At 72.0% G+C, this 17,302-nt stretch carries 16 protein-coding genes; 6 read left to right on the plus strand and 10 right to left on the minus strand.

Features of this window, described 5'->3' with window-relative positions; all coding sequences use genetic code 11:
* Positions 1–9 precede the first annotated feature (9 nt).
* Complete coding sequence (locus GH723_RS07465; RefSeq protein ID WP_195210590.1) at positions 10–798, plus strand: dienelactone hydrolase family protein; 789 nt, start codon at positions 10–12, stop codon at positions 796–798.
* 55 nt (positions 799–853) lie between these two features.
* On the opposite strand, the gene GH723_RS07470 is transcribed toward GH723_RS07465, so the two are convergent.
* The 4 genes from GH723_RS07470 to GH723_RS07485 all read right to left on the minus strand — a co-directional run bounded on the left by GH723_RS07470 (position 854) and on the right by GH723_RS07485 (position 7,075).
* Positions 854–2,191 carry an acyl-CoA dehydrogenase family protein gene (locus GH723_RS07470; RefSeq protein ID WP_153759069.1) on the minus strand — a complete coding sequence of 446 codons (1,338 nt, stop codon included), beginning with the start codon at positions 2,189–2,191 and terminating at the stop codon, positions 854–856.
* A gap of 136 nt (positions 2,192–2,327) precedes the next feature.
* The gene (gene nadE / locus GH723_RS07475; RefSeq protein ID WP_153759070.1) at positions 2,328–3,173 is read right to left on the minus strand and encodes an ammonia-dependent NAD(+) synthetase; all 846 of its coding nucleotides are present in this window, start codon (positions 3,171–3,173) and stop codon (positions 2,328–2,330) included.
* Positions 3,170–4,168 carry a hypothetical protein gene (locus GH723_RS07480; protein WP_153759071.1) on the minus strand — a complete coding sequence of 333 codons (999 nt, stop codon included), beginning with the start codon at positions 4,166–4,168 and terminating at the stop codon, positions 3,170–3,172. Before GH723_RS07480 ends, nadE begins: the two co-directional genes overlap by 4 nt.
* An 87-nt stretch (positions 4,169–4,255) precedes the next feature.
* The gene (locus tag GH723_RS07485; RefSeq protein ID WP_229023156.1) at positions 4,256–7,075 is read right to left on the minus strand and encodes a cation-translocating P-type ATPase; all 2,820 of its coding nucleotides are present in this window, start codon (positions 7,073–7,075) and stop codon (positions 4,256–4,258) included.
* A 212-nt stretch (positions 7,076–7,287) separates the two neighbouring features.
* Here GH723_RS07485 and GH723_RS07490 point away from each other — a divergent pair, with 212 nt between their 5' ends.
* The 3 genes from GH723_RS07490 to GH723_RS07500 all read left to right on the plus strand — a co-directional run bounded on the left by GH723_RS07490 (position 7,288) and on the right by GH723_RS07500 (position 9,809).
* On the plus strand, positions 7,288–7,740 hold the full coding sequence (locus GH723_RS07490; protein ID WP_153759072.1) for a YbaN family protein: 453 nt from the start codon (positions 7,288–7,290) through the stop codon (positions 7,738–7,740).
* Positions 7,741–7,805: 65 nt separating this feature from the next.
* Positions 7,806–8,762: a PASTA domain-containing protein gene (locus tag GH723_RS07495; RefSeq protein WP_153759073.1), complete on the plus strand. Its 957-nt coding sequence runs from the start codon at positions 7,806–7,808 to the stop codon at positions 8,760–8,762.
* A 54-nt stretch (positions 8,763–8,816) separates the two neighbouring features.
* Positions 8,817–9,809, plus strand: a complete 993-nt coding sequence (locus GH723_RS07500; RefSeq protein ID WP_195210591.1) for a helix-turn-helix transcriptional regulator — start codon at positions 8,817–8,819, stop codon at positions 9,807–9,809.
* On the opposite strand, the gene GH723_RS07505 is transcribed toward GH723_RS07500, so the two are convergent.
* A complete protein-coding gene (locus tag GH723_RS07505) occupies positions 9,778–10,092 on the minus strand; it encodes a chorismate mutase (RefSeq protein ID WP_153759074.1) in 315 nt (104 codons plus the stop codon). The two genes, GH723_RS07500 and GH723_RS07505, sit on opposite strands and share 32 nt — an antisense overlap.
* 107 nt (positions 10,093–10,199) lie before the next feature.
* On the opposite strand from GH723_RS07505, the gene GH723_RS07510 reads away from it, so the two are divergent.
* On the plus strand, positions 10,200–11,876 hold the full coding sequence (locus GH723_RS07510) for a class I adenylate-forming enzyme family protein (RefSeq protein ID WP_153759075.1): 1,677 nt from the start codon (positions 10,200–10,202) through the stop codon (positions 11,874–11,876).
* A 598-nt stretch (positions 11,877–12,474) separates the two neighbouring features.
* Here GH723_RS07510 and GH723_RS18770 read toward each other — a convergent pair.
* Genes GH723_RS18770 through GH723_RS07530 form a run of 5 tightly spaced genes read right to left on the minus strand, consistent with a single transcriptional unit; the run spans position 12,475 to position 16,211 of the window.
* The gene (locus tag GH723_RS18770) at positions 12,475–12,774 is read right to left on the minus strand and encodes a hypothetical protein (RefSeq protein ID WP_229023157.1); all 300 of its coding nucleotides are present in this window, start codon (positions 12,772–12,774) and stop codon (positions 12,475–12,477) included.
* Positions 12,775–12,832: 58 nt separating this feature from the next.
* Positions 12,833–13,552, minus strand: a complete 720-nt coding sequence (locus GH723_RS07515; RefSeq protein ID WP_153759076.1) for a ZIP family metal transporter — start codon at positions 13,550–13,552, stop codon at positions 12,833–12,835.
* Positions 13,545–14,015 carry a signal peptidase II gene (locus tag GH723_RS07520; RefSeq protein WP_153759077.1) on the minus strand — a complete coding sequence of 157 codons (471 nt, stop codon included), beginning with the start codon at positions 14,013–14,015 and terminating at the stop codon, positions 13,545–13,547. The genes GH723_RS07515 and GH723_RS07520 overlap by 8 nt, the downstream gene beginning before the upstream one ends.
* Entirely contained in the window at positions 14,012–15,946 is a 1,935-nt protein-coding gene (locus GH723_RS07525; protein ID WP_153759078.1) for a heavy metal translocating P-type ATPase, read from the minus strand. The genes GH723_RS07520 and GH723_RS07525 overlap by 4 nt, the downstream gene beginning before the upstream one ends.
* Complete coding sequence (locus tag GH723_RS07530) at positions 15,936–16,211, minus strand: ArsR/SmtB family transcription factor (protein ID WP_229023158.1); 276 nt, start codon at positions 16,209–16,211, stop codon at positions 15,936–15,938. Before GH723_RS07530 ends, GH723_RS07525 begins: the two co-directional genes overlap by 11 nt.
* Positions 16,212–16,359: 148 nt before the next feature.
* Between GH723_RS07530 and GH723_RS07535 the strand changes: the two genes are divergently transcribed.
* A complete protein-coding gene (locus GH723_RS07535) occupies positions 16,360–16,956 on the plus strand; it encodes a class I SAM-dependent methyltransferase (RefSeq protein WP_153759080.1) in 597 nt (198 codons plus the stop codon).
* Positions 16,957–17,302 lie beyond the last annotated feature (346 nt).

The following is a 17,302-nucleotide window of genomic DNA, read 5'->3' on the forward strand; positions in this document are numbered from 1 at the left end:
GGAGCACCGATGGAGTCGATCGAGGAGACCGTGACCGAGGGGGTCGTGCGTCGACGCTTCGACCTGGAGGTCGAGGGCCGCCAGGTGCCCGGCATCCGTTGGGCACCCGAGGGTGCCGAGCCGACGGCGACGATCCTGGTCGGGCACGGCGGGTTCCAGAGCAAGGAGGCGCCCAACATCGTCGAGATGGCGGCGCAGCTCGCCCACGAGTGCGGCTACGCGACCATCGCCCTCGACGCGCCGGGCCACGGGGAGCGCCGCACCGAGGAGCAGATCCGGCAGCAGGAGGAGGTCCTGCGCCGGCTGCGCGAAGGTGGCGTCGACGAGGAGATGCGGCGGGGCCGCGAGCGCGTGGTCGACGAGGGCACCCGGACGGGGTCCGACGACAGCGGGCCGGCCCGCCCGCCCCGGATGGTGCGCGAGTGGCGCGCGCTGCTCGACGCCCTCGAGGGGTCAGACCCCGCCACCGGACCCTACGGCTACTGGGGCGTCTCGATGGGCGCTCGCTACGGCATCCCGCTCGTCGCGATCGAGCCGCGCATCCGCTGCGCCGTCCTCGGGCTCTTCGGACTCGGCCCCGACCCCGCGTTCCGGGCGACCGTCGAGTCGATCACCATCCCGCTGCTCTTCCTCTTCCAGTACGACGACGAGCTGATGACGCCGGAGTCGGGCCTGGCGCTGTGGGCCGCGTTCGGCTCCGAGGAGAAGACGATGCACATCAACCCCGGCCCCCACGTCGGCATCCCGGTCTTCGAGCGCGACGCCTCGGCCGCGTTCTACCGCCGCCACCTGGGTTAGCGGACGGGTGGGGTCGACGGCCGCAGCCGTCCGACCCCACCCTCACGCCGTGGGATCAGCCGTTCTTCGGCAGCTCGTTGAACGGCAGCTTCGACAGGTCGCCCGGCTCCTTCGGGAGCCCGAGGGCGCGCTCACCGACGATGTTGCGCTGGATCTGGTCGGTGCCGCCGTAGATCGGCAGCGCCTGCGCACCGAGGGCCTGAGCGGTGGCGGCGACGGCACGCGCCCCACCGGGCAGCTCGGCCATGGCGTCGCGCGTCTCGTCGTCGTAGTCGTGGAGCATGCCGCGCGGGCCGAGCAGCTGCATGCCGAGGTCGCGGTTCAGGCGGATGATGTCGGCCATCAGCAGCTTGGAGAAGTTGGCCACGCCCGGGATGTCGCCACCCTGGGACCGGACGGCCTTGTGGCGCTCGGTGGTGAGGCGGGTGATCGTGCCCAGGATGTGGGCCTGGGCGAGGCGCTGGCGGATCACTGGGTCGTCGAGCTTGCCGAGGTCGCGGGCGAGGTCGATGTAGAGCTGCGCGGGGGAGGCGGACCGCTCGGCCTTCTCCTCGGCCGCCTTCTCCTTGGTGGCGGTGACCGAGCGCTTCGGCGGTGCGAAGTCGCCGGCGCGCTTGTCGAGGTCGCCGACCACGCTGCCCGCACGGGCGAGCCGACCGCCGGCGGCAGTCCCAGCCCGAGCGCCCATGCCCGAGCGCTCGTGGAGCAGCGTCGTGTTCGTCGCCGCCCAGCCGTTGTTGACCTCTCCGATGCGGTTCGCGTCCGGCACGACGGCACCGTCGAGGAACACCTCGTTGAACATCGCGTGGCCGGTCATCTCCTTGAGCGGCCGGATCTCGATGCCGGGCTGGAGCATCTCGATGGCGAACCAGGTGATGCCCTGGTGCTTCGGGGCCTCCGGGTTGGTCCGGGCGATGAGCATGCCCATGTCGGCGTACTGGCCGCCCGAGGTCCACACCTTCTGGCCCGTCACGTGCCACTCCTCGCCGTCGCGGATGGCGCGGGTGTTGAGGCCGGCGAGGTCGGAGCCGGCGCCCGGCTCGCTGAAGAGCTGGCAGTAGTGCACCTTGCCGGTGACCGCCGGCGGGATCAGCCGGTCGATCTGCTCCTGGGTGGCGTGGGTCGCGATCGTCGGCGACGCCATGCTGATCGACATGCCCTGCGGGGCGCCGAGGGCGCCGAAGCGGGCGATGGTGCTGGCGACCAGGAGCGCGTCGCCGCGGGTGAGGCCGCGGCCGTAGGCGTTCTCCGGGAGCATCGGGGCGGCCCAGCCGGCCATCCCCAGGCGTTCCCACCACTCACCGACCGTGAGGTCGGGATCCCAGTTCTCCTCGAGCCAGGTGGTGAGCTCGTCGACCAGGTCGGTGCCTGGTCGGGCTTCGGTCGCGGTCATGGTCGTCCCCCTCGTCGACGGCGGCGCGGGGCTCGCGGACGCCGACGGCCGACGAGCGGCGGCTGACGATGCTCCCCCCACAGGAACGCCGAGTATCCCCGACCGTGGGCCGACCCATCAAACCCGCACGACGCGTTCAGCGATCGCCGAGGAAGCCGGCGGGCGTGACGGGCAGGTCGCGCTTGTGGCCGGTGCGGCGGTACCACCCGAGGATGGTCGCCTCGTCCTCGGCGCTGATCTCGGCGCCTTCGAGGTAGTCGTCGACCGCGTCGTAGCTGACGCCGAGCGCGACCTCGTCCGCGAGCAGCGGCCGGTCGGACTCGAGGTCGGCCGTCGGGACCTTCTCCACCAGCTCCGTCGGCGCGCCCAGGTGGCGCGCCACCTCGCGCACCCGGCGCTTGGGGAGGCCGAAGAGCGGCGTGACGTCGGCGGCACCGTCGCCGAACTTGGTGAAGAAGCCGACGAGGGCCTCGGCCGAGTGGTCGGTGCCGACGACGAGCGAGCCGCGGACGCCGGCGACGGCGTACTGCACGACCATGCGGGCGCGGGCCTTCACGTTGCCCTTGTGGTACTCGTCGGTGGCGTCGTCGGCCGCCAACCCCGCGGCGAGGACCGACGACCACAGCGCGTCCACTCCCGGAGCGATGTCGACCTCCAACGCCTCGTCGGGAGCGATGAACTCCAGCGCCATCTCGGCGTGGTGCGCGTCGGCCTGGGTGCCGTAGGGGAGGCGGACGGCGACGAAGCGGGCCTCGTGCCCCTGCTCACGGCTCCGCTCGCACGCCAGCTGGCTCAGACGTCCGGCCGTCGTCGAGTCGACCCCACCGCTGATGCCGAGCACCAACCCGTTGGCGCCGCTCTCCCGCAGGTAGCGGGTGAGGAACTCGATGCGCCGGTCGCACTCCGCGGCGGCGTCGAAGTGCGCGGGGTCGATGACCTCGAGGGCGGAGATGATCTCGGACTGCTGCTGGCGGTCGGTCATCTCCACACGGTAGGAGCGGCGGCCGCGACGTCGCGTGAACTCCCCGTGAACCGCGACGCGAGCGGTCCGCGAGCGGCGAGGCCGCCGGCCCAGGCGAGGAGCCCGAGCGCGATGAGCAGCTCGCGGTACTCCGCCGGGGACCACGGGCGGATGAGATCGGGACCGACCACGACGAGCGAGAGCTGGCACCAGGCGGTGACCGCGAGGGTCGTCCACGCCCACCGTCGGCTGGCCCCGCCCCAGCTGACGAGCACCGCCACGACCGCCCAGGCCGTGACGTGGTGGACGAGGTTGCCCGTGCGGGCGTAGGTGAAGCCGACGGCCAGCGCGCCGAAGGTGGCGGCCAGGCGCCCCGGGGCGAGGGCCGCGAAGGGACCGAGCGACCTCGGCGCCCAGCGAGCGAGGTGCGGCACCACGACGAGGGCGACGCACCCCGCGAGGTAGAAGGCGCTCTGGAACCGGTCGGTCGACAGGTTGTGCAGGTTCGCCTCGCCCTGCGAGCTGGCGGAGAAGGCGTCGGGTGTCCCGTAGCCCAGAAGCCGCTGCAACCAGCTGACCTCCTCGCCGGCCATCACGAACAGGACCGGCGCGGTGGCCCACAGGGCCAGGCGGAGCGGGAGCGACGCGCGACGTGCGGCGACGAGGACCAGCGCGCAGGCGGAGGCGGCAGCGAGCGCCGTCGCCCACTCGACGACCTGGTCCTCACGTGCGGGGGAGTCGAACCACCGGATGCCGAGGACGTGCGGGACGGCCGCGACCGTCGCTGCGCCGGCGAGCACCGCCAGCTCGACCCGGGTGGCCCCTCCGCCGTCGGAGGGCGGCGACGACGTGGATCGGGTGCCGACCACGATCGCGAGGACGAGCGCGCCGAGCGCCAGCGTCGCGCCCGTCGTGGGGACGGTGACCCGCCAGGGCGAGGAGCCGAAGAGCGCCTCGCCTCGTCCCGTCGCGAGAGCGACGACGAGCGCACCGATCCCGCCGACGAGCGCGGCCATGGACGCCCGCTGAACCCGCTCTGAACGCCCCGCGACCACGGGGCGACGCTACACACCGCGCCGACGTCGCCCGTCGACCCCTCCGGGTCACGCCTCCAGTGTGGCGGCGGGCGGTGCGGCTGTGTCGTCGGCCTCGGTGTCACCGCGACGCGCTCGCAGGACGAGCTTGCGCAGCTCCTCGGCCCACAGCACGCTCGAGGCCACGGCGATACACACGCCCCACTGCGTCAGGTCGAGGCTGGTGAGGTCGAAGAGTCGCTGCAGGACGCCGACGTGGGTGACGGCCACCTGCAGGGCGAGGACGCCGGCGAGCGCGGTCCAGAGCCACCGGTTCCGGAAGGTCTGGCGGTGGAAGACCGACAGCCGCTCGCTCCGCACGTTCAGGATGTTGAAGAACTGGAAGAGCACGAACGTGTTGAAGCCCATCGTGCCGGCGACGCTCGCCACGCCAGCGCGCGGATCCTCACCGGGTGCCAGCTCGAGCACCGCCAGCGTGCCGACCGCCATGATCGCGGCGGCGAAGCCGACGGCGATCCACCGCTCCCGGGTGAGGATGCGCTCGTCGAGCGGGCGTGGGGACCGATCCATGATCTCCGCGTCGCCGCGGTCGAGGCCGAGCGCCATCGCCGGCGGGCCGTCCATGATCACGTTGACCCAGAGGATCGCGATGGCGGTGAACGGCTTGCCCGAGGCGATGCCGAGCACCGCGGCGGCGAGGAAGACGGTCGCGAAGCCGAGGGTCGTGCTCAGCTGGAACCGCACGAACTTGACGATGTTGTCGTAGATCGTGCGCCCGCGGCGGACCGCCTCGACGATGGTGGCGAAGTTGTCGTCGGCGAGCACCATCGTCGCCGCGTCCTTCGTCACCTCGGTGCCGGTGATGCCCATGGCGATGCCCATGTCGGCCTGGCGGAGCGCCGGTGCGTCGTTGACGCCGTCGCCCGTCATGGCGACGACGTGTCCTCGACCCTGGAGCACCGTCACCAGCCGCATCTTGTGGCTGGGCGACACCCGGGCGAACACGTCGATGTCGTCGATCCGCTCGGCCAGCTCCTCGTCCGACATGGCGTCGAGGTCGCGGCCGGTCACCGCGACGACGTCGCCCTCGCGCCCGAGGCCGAGGGTGGATCCGATCGACGCCGCGGTCACCGCGTGGTCGCCGGTGATCATCTTGACCTCGATGCCGGCGGAGCGCGCCTCGGCGATGGCGGCGGTCGCCTCGGGGCGGGCGGGGTCGACGATGCCGACGAGGGCTCCGAAGGTGATGTCGCGCACGAGGTCCATCGGGTCGCCCTCGTCGGCCTCGCGCCACTCGTCGGGCGGGATGTCGCGCCAGCCCACGGCGAGCACGCGCATGCCGCCGGCGGCCAGGCGCTCGTTGTGCTCGTGCACCCGGTCCTCGACCTCCGCCACGTCGAGCAGCTCGCCGCCCGGCCCGGCGACGCAGCGCGCACGCTCGAGCAGCGCATCGGGCGCCCCCTTCACGAACATCCGGACCTCGACGGCATCGTCGTCGTGGCGGGGGTCGTGGGCCGGGGGCCGGTGGAACGTGGCCATGAGCTTGTGCGCGGAGTCGAAGGGGACCTCGGCGACGCGTGGCCAGTCGCGGCGCGCCTCGTCCACGTCGCACCCACCCTTGCCCGCCAGCGTGACGAGGGCGCCCTCGGTCGGGTCGCCGACGAGCTCCCAGTGCCCGTCGTCGGCGGGCCGGACGGTCGCGTCGTTGCAGAGCGCCATCGGCAGCAGCACGTCCTCGAACCAGGGAGCGGGATCGCCGTCGGCCTCCCGGTGGACGGAGCCGTCGGGCCCGTAGCCCGTGCCCTCGACGGTCATGCGCTCGCCGCCGACGATGAGCTCGACGGCGGTCATCTGGTTGAGGGTCAACGTGCCCGTCTTGTCGCTGCAGATGACGCTGGTGCACCCGAGCGTCTCGACGCTGGCCAGCCGCTTGACGATGGCGTTGCGCTGCGCCATCTGCGAGACACCGATGGCGAGCGTGACCGCCGTGACGGCGGGCAGCCCCTCGGGGATCGACGCCACCGCGAGCGCGACCGCGGTCAGCATCAGGTCGGTGAGGCTCTGCCCACGAAGGAGCCCGATCGCGACGACGAGGGCGACGATGACGCCGGCGAGCCGGGCCAGGCTGTGGGCGAGGCCGTCGAGCTGGCGCTGCAGCGGCGTCTTCTCCGCCGTCGCCGACCCGAGCATCCCGGCGATCCGCCCGATCTCGGTCCGCATCCCGGTGGCCGTGACCACGAGCTCGGCGCGACCACGCGTGACCGTGGTGTGCATGAAGGCCATGCCGTCCCGGTCGCCGAGCCCGGCGTCGGGGTCGTCCACCGGGGCGGTGTCCTTGGTGGCCGGCACGCTCTCGCCGGTGAGCGCCGACTCCTCGATCTCGAGCTGGACGGCGGTGAGCAGGCGACCGTCGGCCGGCACCCGGTCGCCGGCCTCCAGCGCCACGATGTCGCCGGGGACGAGCTCCTCGGCGCGCACGGTGCGCCACTCGCCGTCACGGCGCGTGCGCACCTCGATGACGAGCATCTTGCGCAGGGCGTCGAGCGAGGCGGCGGCGCGGTTCTCCTGCACGAAGCCGATGACGGCGTTGAGCACGACGACGACGAGGACGACGATCGGCGTCTTCAGCTCGCCCGAGACCACGAAGCTGATCACCGCCGCCGCGAGCAGGATGAGGATGAGCAGGTCCCGGAACTGGGCCACGAGCCGCCGCCACGCGGGGACCGGTGGCTCCTCGTCGAGCTCGTTCGGCCCGTGCTCGGCCCGGCGTCGCTCGACCTCGGCGGAGGAGAGGCCCTCGGAGCGATGCACGTCGAGGAGGTCGAGGACGTCCTCGCCGGGCATCTGGTGGTAGGCGACGGCGTCGTCGGTCGCGGGGGTCGTCGTCACAGGGACCTCGGTGGTGGGAGACGTAGGGGTTGTGCTGCCCTCGGTCTCTCCCATCCACACCAAGGTGGACCGTGCCCCGAGCCGTTCGGCCGTGGTGACGAGGCGACGATGCCGGGCGAGCCGGCGGCGGGATACTCCCCTCTGGTGCGCGCAGCGTAGCGCAGGGCGATCCCGCGGACGCGACGGGCGGGTCCGGCGGCAGACTGGCTCCGATGGGTCCCGACCCGGCAGCGCCCTCGTCGTCCCGACCGGCCCGCGCCCTGTGGTTCGCCGGTGGCTGGGTCGCGGTGGGGCTCGGCGGCCTGGGCGCCGTGCTGCCGGGCCTGCCGACCACCGGGTTCTTCATCCTGGCCGCCAGCTGCTTCGCGCGGAGCAGCCCCCGGTTCGAGCGCTGGGTGCTCGACCTGCCGACCGTCGGACCGCTCGTCCGAGACCACCGCGCCGGCTTGGGCATGCCGCGCCGGGCCAAGGTCCTCGCCGTCTCGATGATCGTCGCCATGTCGGCCGTGAGCGCTGTCGTGGCCCTGGAGAGTGCCGTCGCACGCGCCGCGCTCGGGGCCGTGGCGGGGGTGGGCGTGTGGTACGTGCTCGTCCGGGTGCCGACGCGCGAGGTGGTGCTGGGGCGGCAGGCGGCCGCCGGTGCCGACGGGGAGGAGTGGACTTGACGCCCCCGGGGAACAGGGGTTGGGTAGCAGGCTTCGGATCCCGACCGACGAGCGAACGGCAGCACATGGCTCCCCCGGAGCGCGACGCACCCATCTACGACGAGGAGTACCTCCCGCCGCCGTCGCACCCGCTGCGCCTCCTCGTGGCGCTCGGTGCGCTCGCCGCGGCGACCGTCGCGTGCCTGGTGTGGTTCACGGGCACGGCCGGCCTGGCCGGTAGCACCGCCACCGAGGACCTCGCGGCCGTCCCCGAGGTCATCGGGTTGTCCGAGGCCGAGGCCAGCACGGCGATCGACGACGCCGGCTTCGTGATCCGGGTCGTTCCGCTGCGCAACGTCGACGTCCCCGCGGGCGAGGTCTTCCGCCAGAGCCCGCCGGCGGGCACGAAGGCCCCCGTGGGGTCCCCGGTCGAGCTCGTGGTGAGCGCGGGCGACGAGTTCGTCCTCGTGCCCCAGCTCTACGGCTCCCTCGAGTCCGACCTGGCCCAGACGCTCTTCTTCCGCGGTCTCGGACTCGGCGAGGTCACCTACCGCCAGGACCCGACCACCCAGCCCGGTGAGGTGCTCGAGCAGGATCCCCTGCCCGGCACCGAGGTGGCCGCCGGCACCGTCGTGAACGTCGTGGTGTCGGAGGGACCCCCCGACGTCCTCGTGCCCGACGTCGACGGGCTCTCGCAGGCCGAAGCCGTCCAGATCCTCGCCTCCGCCGGCTTCAACGCCGCGCCGGTGCAGCGCTACTCGTCCTACGTGCCGGTCGGCGACGTCATCTCGACCGAGCCCCGCGCCGGACGGGAGGCGCCGTACGGCTCCACCATCACGGTGTACGTCTCGCGGGGTCGGGCGCCGGCGCCGCCGACCACCCGGCCGCCGACGACCACCCCGCCGACGACCGAGGGCGAGACGCCGCCGACGACGCGGCCGCCGACCACCCAGCCGCCGACCACGCAGCCGCCGACCACGCAGCCGCCGCCTCCTCCTCCGGACGGCGGTGGCGACGCCGCCGAGCCCGGCACCGAGGGCTGACCCGCCCCGGGATCGCGGCCACGACCTGACCTCGATGTGGGTCACGATGGGCCCATGAGCGATCCCACCTCCCGGATCCTGCAGCTCCTCTCTCTGCTCCAGACCTACCGGTTCTGGCCGGGCACCGAGCTGTCGGACCGCTTGGGGATCAGCTCACGGACGCTGCGGCGCGACATCGACCGGCTCCGCGTCCTCGGCTACCCGGTGGACGCCACACCGGGGGCGGCCGGCGGGTACCGCCTCGCCGCCGGCTCCCACATGCCGCCGCTGCTGCTCGACGACGACGAGGCGGTGGCCATCGCCGTCGGTCTGCGGGCCGCGGCCGGTGCGTCGATCGACGGGATCGAGGAGATCTCGGTGCGGGCCCTGGCCAAGCTCGAGCAGGTGCTCCCGGACCGCCTGCGCCGACGGGTCCGCACCGTCCACGCCAACATCGTGCCCATGCGGTGGGACGGCGGCCCGGGGCCGACGGTCGTGCCGGAGGCGCTCGCCCTCCTCTCGCAGGCCTGCCGCGACCACGAGGAGGCCCGGTTCGACTACCGACGCCGCGACGGCGAGGAGTCGAGCCGTCTGGTGCAGCCCCACCACCTCGTGAGCGCCGGGCGCCGCTGGTACCTCGTCGCGTGGGACGTGCGCCGCGACGACTGGCGGACCTTCCGCCTCGATCGCGTCGTCGAGCCCCGCCTGGCGGGCGCCCGCTTCACGCCACGGTCTGTGCCGGGCGGCGGCCCGGCCGAGTTCGTGGCGCGATCGATCGCCGACATGCCCGTCGCCCACCACGTCGTCGTCCGCGCCACCTGCACCGCGGAGGAGGTCGCGTCGCTCCTGCGGTGGGTCGACGCCGACGTCGAGGACCTCGGGGCGACGTGCCGCGTCGCGCTCCGGGGTGAGGAACCGGCGTGGCTCGCGATGGTGATCGCCGGGTTGGCGACCGCCGTCGACGTCGAGCTCGAGGAGGATCTGTCGGGTGCGGTCGGGCCGTGCCTGGCGGCGGTGGGCAGGCGCCTGTCGCGTGCTACGCCCGGGCCTTCTCGTGGTGGCGGATGACCTCGGAGATGATGAACCGCAGGAAGGCCTCGCCGAACTCGGGATCGAGGTCGGCGTCGTGGGCGAGCGCACGGAGCCGGGCGATCTGTTGAGCCTCGCGCCCGGGGTCGGCCGGGGGCAGGTCGTGGGTGGCCTTGTACTCGCCGACCTTGCGGGTGATCTTGAAGCGCTCCGCGAGCAGGTGGATGATCGCCGCGTCGATGTTGTCGATGCTGGCCCGGTAGGCGTCGAGCGTCTCGTCGTGGTCGATGGGCTCGGTGGGACCGGTGGGCTCGGCGGACATGGGTCCACACGGTAGGCGATGCCGGCTGGCGTCGGACCTCCCAGGTGCCGGTACGGTCGGAGCGAGCGCCGGGGGTCGGCGCACCGCGAACCAGGGGGGAGACGACGATGGCGCAGCCGCGCGATCTGGTGCAGGAGCTGACGGGCCCGGGTGGGCCCTTCGAGATCCGCGAGGCGGTCGTGCGGGGCATCCCGACCCGCGTCTACGGGTTCGGCCCGCGCACCCTCGTCGACACCCTGCGGCATTCGCGGCAGTACGGCGACCGCACCTTCGTCGTCTACGAGGACGATGCGTGGACCTACGCCGAGCACTTCGACGTCGTCGCCAAGCTCGCCGATCGCTTCGTCCACGACATGGGCGTGGAGAAGGGCACGCGCGTCGCCATCGCGATGCGCAACTTCCCCGAGTGGATCGCCACCTTCTGGGCCACCGCGGCGGCCGGTGGCATCGTCGTCCCGCTCAACGCCTGGTGGACCGGGGCCGAGCTCGAGTACGCGCTGGCGGACTCCGGCGCCACGGTGCTCGTCGCCGACGCCGAGCGAGCCGAGCGGCTGGGTCCCCACCTCGACGGCACGGCGGTGGCCCACCGGATCGTGGCTCGTGGCGCGGTGGACGGCTGGCTGGACGTCGAGGAGGTCGTCGGCGCGAGCTCGGCGACCGAGCTGCCCGACGTCGCCATCGACCCCGAGGACGATGCCACGATCTTCTACACCTCGGGCACGACCGGTGTGCCGAAGGGCGCGGTGGGGACGCACCGCAACATCTGCACGATCACGGCGAACGCCGAGCTGACGGCGGCGCGGGGAGCAGCCGCGGCTGGCCGCGACCTCCCTCCCCACACCGAGCGCCCCCAGCAGGGACGGCTGCTCTCGGTCCCGCTCTTCCACGTCACCGGGTGCCACGCCACGATGGTCGGCTCCACCTGGGCGGGCTCGAAGCTGGTGATGATGTACCGCTGGAACCCGGAGCGCGCGCTGGAGCTCATCGAGCGCGAGCGCCTGACGAGCTTCGGCGGGGTCCCGAGCATGGTGTGGGAGGTGCTCGAGTCACCCAAGTTCGGTGACCACGACCTCTCGAGCGTGCAGTCGATCGGCTACGGCGGCGCTCCGGCACCGCCCGAGCTCGTCCGCCGCATCACCGAGCACTTCGAGCTCGCGGCACCCGGCAACGGGTACGGCCTCACCGAGACGTCCTCGGTCGCCGTCGCGAACGGCGGCGCGGACTACGTGCGCAAGCCCCACAGCATCGGCCGCCCGCTCCCCGTGGTCGACGTGCGGATCGTCGACCCGGCAGGCGACGACGTGCCGCTCGGCGAGGTCGGCGAGCTGCTCATCAAGGGCCCGAACGTCGTGCGGGGCTACTGGAACAAGCCGGAGGAGACGGCCCGCACGTTCGTCGACGGCTGGCTCCACACCGGCGACCTGGCGACGCTCGACGAGGAGGGCTTCGTCACGATCGCCGACCGGGCGAAGGACGTCGTCATCCGTGGGGGCGAGAACGTGTACTGCGCCGAGGTCGAGGGCGCCCTCTACGAGCACCCCGCCGTCACCGAGGCGTGCGTGCTCGGGGTGCCGCACCGTGTGCTCGGCGAGGAGGTCGGCGCGGTCATCGTGCTCCGGCCGGGCGCCGCGGCGACCGCCGAGGACCTGCAGGCCCACGTGAAGGAGCGACTGGCCGGCTTCAAGGTGCCCACCCACGTGTGGTTCCGCGACGAACCGCTGCCGCGCAACCCCGCGGGCAAGGTGCTGAAGCGCGAGCTGCGCGACGAACTCACCGCGAGCTGAGCTCGGCAGGGAGCAGGGACCAGAGGTCGAACCGCGTCCGCAGAGGGGGGCGTCACCCGTGTCCCGGAGCCGGCGGTAGGTAATGGTGGCGAACCGGCGTCGGCACTGTCGTTATGTGGCAGTCGCTGCTCGAATACGGGGCGTGCTTTGGTGCTTTCCTGGTCCGGAACCGGTGGCCACAAGCACCCGCGAGCCGGCAGTCGCTGGCGCCTCGGCAGTGAACATCAGCTCGTCAACCAAGGCGCGTTTCGTGGGGTACGTGCAGACCTGGGAACCCGAGGGCGCTCGGAATGGGTCGTGCGGTTCACGCTTCCGCCCAACCGCTGGTGACGGCACTCGCCGCCACGAGCGGGATCGGGCAAGTCAGTGGGCGTCGTCGTCCCGGGTTGCCTCGAGGTGGGCGGTCATGGCGACGACTCCGGATCGATCGGTGTCGGGCGGAGGACGCGCTTGTCGTACTTGAGGCTCTTCATGAGCTCGTCCCGTCCGTTGCCGCCATGCGAGCACGGCGAGGGCCGAGGCACCCGCCGCTGCAGCGACGGCACCCGGCGACCCGGTGCGGCTGTGCCATGCCGGGGCTACCGCTTCCCGATGCGGTTCACGCGCTCGTCGTACTCCTCAGAGGTGAGTTCCACCCCCCACACACTGCACATCGCGGTTCTGCGGACCGATCACCGAACGCACCGGGGAACTCGCCGCCCGCTACGCCGACCGCGCCGCGTTCATCCACGTCGAGATCTGGGAGCAATTCGACGACCGCACGTTCAACGACGCCGTCGCCGAGTGGCTCGTCACCGACGGCGGCGGGAACGAACCGTGGGTCTTCCTCATCGACAGCAACGGCACCATCGTCGACCGGTGCGACAACGTCCTCGACGAAGCCGCATTGGTCGACCACCTCGAGGGACTGCCCGCCGGCTGAGCGTCGAGGCGCTCAGGTTCGGGATCGGTGTGGATCAGCCACGCAGCAGTGCGGAGGTGAAGACGAACAGCGTGAAGCCGGCGATCAACGCGAGCGTCGAGCGGCGGTTGTCGGAGGTGGTCTCGTGGGCCTCGTGGATGATGTCCTCGAACGCGGCGACGGTGTACAGGCCGGCTGCGGCGGTGAGGGCGCTGTACTGCCACGATTCGGGGCGGGTGCGCAGGACGAGGAAGCCGATCACTGCGGCAACGACGGCGGGGACGATGAACGCGGCGGTGAGCCAGAGCCGGGTGGGCCGGGGGGTGTCGTTGGCTCGGAACGTGGACAGGGATGCGAAGCCTTCGGGGATGTTGGCCATGATCTGGCCGATCGCCAGGGTGATGCCGAGGTCGGCGGACACGGCGGTGCCGGCGCCGATGAGCAGGCCGTCGCCGAACAGGTCGGTGGCTGCGGCAAGGTAGATCATCCATACACGTCCGGAGCCTTCGGTGCGCTTCTCGATCGAGAGCTGTGCGGCCAGGTAGCCGAGGCCGCCGATGGCGAAGGCGATGCCGACGGTCCAGCGGGACACGGTCTCGAGTGCTTCGGGGAGGACTTCGATGGCCGCGATGGCGATGACGATGCCGGCGGCGGCGTGCAACGACCAGTTCAGCCACTTCTTGGAGCTGGGTGCGAGCTCGGCGATGAGGCCACCGGCGGCCACGCCGACGCCCGGGAGCAGGGCCAGCAGGAGCACGGTCGACAGCTCAGGCACGTTCCGCCTCCTCCGCCGGTTCGTCCGGGCGTGACGGCTTCTCTCGCAGGGTGGCGACCAGGGTGAGGGTGATGCCGATGGTTAGGGCGACGTCGGCGAGGTTGAAGACCGGCCACCAGCCCAGGTCGACCAAGTCGACGACGCTTCCGCCGACGAGGCGGTCGGCGAGGTTGGCGGCACCGCCGCCGACGAGCAGTCCGGCGCCGACCGGTCCGCCGAAGTCGCCGCGCCACGCTCCGACGGCAATCGCCGCGACGACGAGGCCGGTGAGTGCGGCGACGACCGCGAAGGGCTGGTCGGCGCCGATGCCGAAGGCGACGCCGGAGTTCTCGGTCGCTCGCACGGTGATGACGCCGAGGTCGACAGGGTCGGTCAGCCACCGCACCGCCGCCGTCTTCACGGCCAGATCGGCTGCGATCGTCACGGCAGCAACGAGGACCAGGCGGCGGTGCACCGAGCTCATCGGGCCATGCGGGTGCCGTTGAGGATGACGGCGAGCTCGGACAGCTCGTGGGCGAGGACGGCGACGGGCAGGGCGATGATCCCGAACAACGCGGTGGGGACCAGGATCGCAAGGATCACCAGGGACAGGGCGAGGTTCTGGGTCACGATGCGACGGGTGCGCCAGCCGGTCCGGATGGCGGTGGTGAGCTTGGCGAGGTCATCGGCCATGAGGGCGACGTCTGCGGTCTCGAGGGCGATGTCGCTGCCAGCCGTTCCCATTGCGATCCCCACGGAGGCGGCGGCGAGGGGTGGGGCGTCGTTGATCCCGTCGCCGAGCATGGCGACGTGGTCGTAGCGTTCGACCAGGTCTCGGATGCGTGCGGCCTTGTCCTCGGGGCTGAGACCGGCGCCGATATCGTCGATACCCGCCTCGGCGGCGATCGCGGCGGCGGTGCGCGGGTTGTCGCCGGTGAGCATGACGATGTGCTCGATCCCGAGGCGGCGGAGCTCGGCGATGGCCGCGGTGGCCTGGGGGCGGAGGGTGTCGGCGACGCCGAGCACGCCGAGCGGGCCGTCGGGTCCGGCGAGCACGACGGTGGTGTTCCCGGCCGCCTCCAACCGTTCGATGAGTTCGTTGATGCCGCTGAGGTCGTGGCCCTGGCCGGTCAGGTAGGAGGGGCTGCCGATCGTCACGTCGATGCCGCCGACGGTGGCGTGGACGCCGCCGCCGACGGCGGCGGTGAAGCTGTCCGGATCAGGCACCGAAATGCCTCGGCGGTCGGCGGCGGTGACGATGGCCCGGGCGATGGGGTGCTCGGAGCGCCGCTCGGCTGCCGCGGCCAGGGCGAGGAGCTCGTTGTCGGGGAAGGTGCCGGTCGGGTGCAGCTCGGTCAGCTCCGGCTTGCCTCGGGTCAGGGTGCCGGTCTTGTCGAGGGCGACGGCTCGGAGACGGCCAAGCTCCTCGAGGTACACGCCGCCCTTGATCAGCACGCCGGAGCGGCTGGATCTGCCCATGGCGGCGACGTAGGTGACCGGGATGGAGATGACGAGGGCGCAGGGGGCGGCGGCGACGAGCACGGTCGCCGCTCGCAGCGCCCAGTCACCCCAGTCGCCGGTAAGGGCACCACCGGCGACCAGGATCAGTGCGCCGGCGGCCAGCACCGCGGGCGAGTACACGCCGGTGAAGCGCTCCATGAACTGCTGGCCCTGCCCCTTGCTCTCCTGGGCTTCGGTGACCAGCTCCACCACGCGGGCAAGCGTGTTCGTCGCCGACGTGGCCGTGGCTTCCACCACCAGCGCGCCGTGGCCGTTGGCGGTTCCGGCGAACACCTTGTCGCCGACGACCTTGTCGACCGGGATGGACTCACCCGTCACCGCCGCCTCGTCGACCGCAGAGGTGCCTTCGATTACCACGCCGTCGGTGGCGACGTTCTGGCCCGGGCGGACGAGGAACCGATCGCCGACCGCCACTTCGTCGACATCCACTTCACGCTCGGTGCCGTGAGCGTCGACGACGGTCACCCGTCGGGGTGCGAGATCCAACAGTTTGGCGATGGCGTCGCGTGTGCGGTCCTCGGTGAACTCCTCGAGGGACTCCGAGATCGAGTACAGGAACGCCAGTGCGGCAGCTTCCGACCACGCACCGAGGGCACCGGCGACGACGGCGGCGACCGTCATCAGCAGCTCGATGCCGATCTCCCGCTCGGTGACCAGCTCCTCGATCGCCTCGGCCGCGAAGAACCGGGCACCGACCACTGCGGCGACCATGAACAGCACCGTCGACACTGCACCCGGCGCACCGAGCGGTCCAGCCAGGTAGCCGACGACGATCAGCAGACCGCTGGCCGCCGACCACCGCACCTCCCGAGAGCGCCACAGCGCCGGCAGCAACGCGTCAGCGCCAGAAGGCACCTCTCCGGGCGCCAGATCGTCGGCGAGATCACCGGCCATTGGTCGCTCCCGTCCGGTAGTTGTCGCACAAGGCCACCTGCTGGCCGACATCAGCGAGGAGCTGTTCGGCCTGGCGAAGGAGGTCGACGACGGCTGGCGTGGCGAGCCGGTAGCGCACCGCCCGGCCTTCGGGGCGGTCGGCGACCAGCCCGCACTCCTTCAAGCACGCCAGGTGCCCCGACACGTTCGACTGCGAACAACCCAGGGCCTCGACCAGATCCACCACCCGGCGGTCGCCGGCAAGGAGCTCGGTCAGGATCGCCAACCGGGTCGGGTCACCGAACCCTCGGAAGAGCTGCGCTGCAACCGCCACATCGGACCTCTGAGCAACCGTCATAGCATCCCCTTATCCATCGGCAAGCGCCGATGATAGCTTCTGATACCGATTTATCAAAGAGAGCGGAGGTCACGTCATGCCAGTGATGTCGAGGGTCGAGGCTGCGTTCTGTCGCAGTGCACCGTGGCGAGCGTTCACCGGACGGGTCGTCGTGCCGTGGGTGCTGCGGGGTGAGGAGCTCGCCGGTGAGGTGCTCGAGATCGGCTCAGGGGCCGGAGCGAACGCCTCGGTGATCGCCGAGACACAGCCGCAGACCAGGGTCACGGCCACCGACCTCGACCCGGCGATGGTCACGGCCGCGCGAGCACGGCTTGCGAGGTACGGGGAGCGCGCCACGGTCGCCGAAGCCGACAGCACACGGCTGCCCTTCGACGCCGACCACTTCGACGCCGCCGTGAGTCTCCTCATGCTGCACCACGTCATCGACTGGGAAGCGGCCATCCGCGAGATGGCCCGAGTCGTGCGTCCCGGTGGACGAGTCGTCGGCTACGACCTCATCGCAACTCCGGGCGCGCGCCTGCTCCACCTCGCCGACCGCTCACCCCATCGACTCCTCAGCCGTGGCGAACTGCGCGACCAACTCATCGCCAGCGGGTTCGACGACGTCGACGTAACTCCAACGCTCGGCGGCCTCGCCGCACGCTTCCACGCCACGGTGGGGGACGCCCTGTGATCCCGGAGCGGGCCGCACCTGTCAACGCCCGCTACGGCTTCTGCGCTGTCTACGACGCCGCATGACTCTGCTTGCCGGGTCCTTCTCGACCGCTGACGACGACCACCCGACTTCGCGTGGAACGCCTGTCTTGATCGTGCTACGGAGCCAGTTGGAGACCACTCCATCGCTGCTGTCCCCTACCGCTCCTGCATATCGGCGCGAGCACCGCCCCGGATGTGCCGGTTCTGGCGACGGCCGATTGCCGTCCCCGAAGGTCGTCCCCTACCCGCAGGCGTCGTCGAGGATCCGACGGTTGTCGATAGGGGACTCGATGCCGAACAGGGCTCCGGTCGCTGAGGAACAC

Origin of the sequence: Actinomarinicola tropica (genome assembly GCF_009650215.1) — a bacterium.
Taxonomy (GTDB): domain Bacteria; phylum Actinomycetota; class Acidimicrobiia; order Acidimicrobiales; family SKKL01; genus Actinomarinicola; species Actinomarinicola tropica.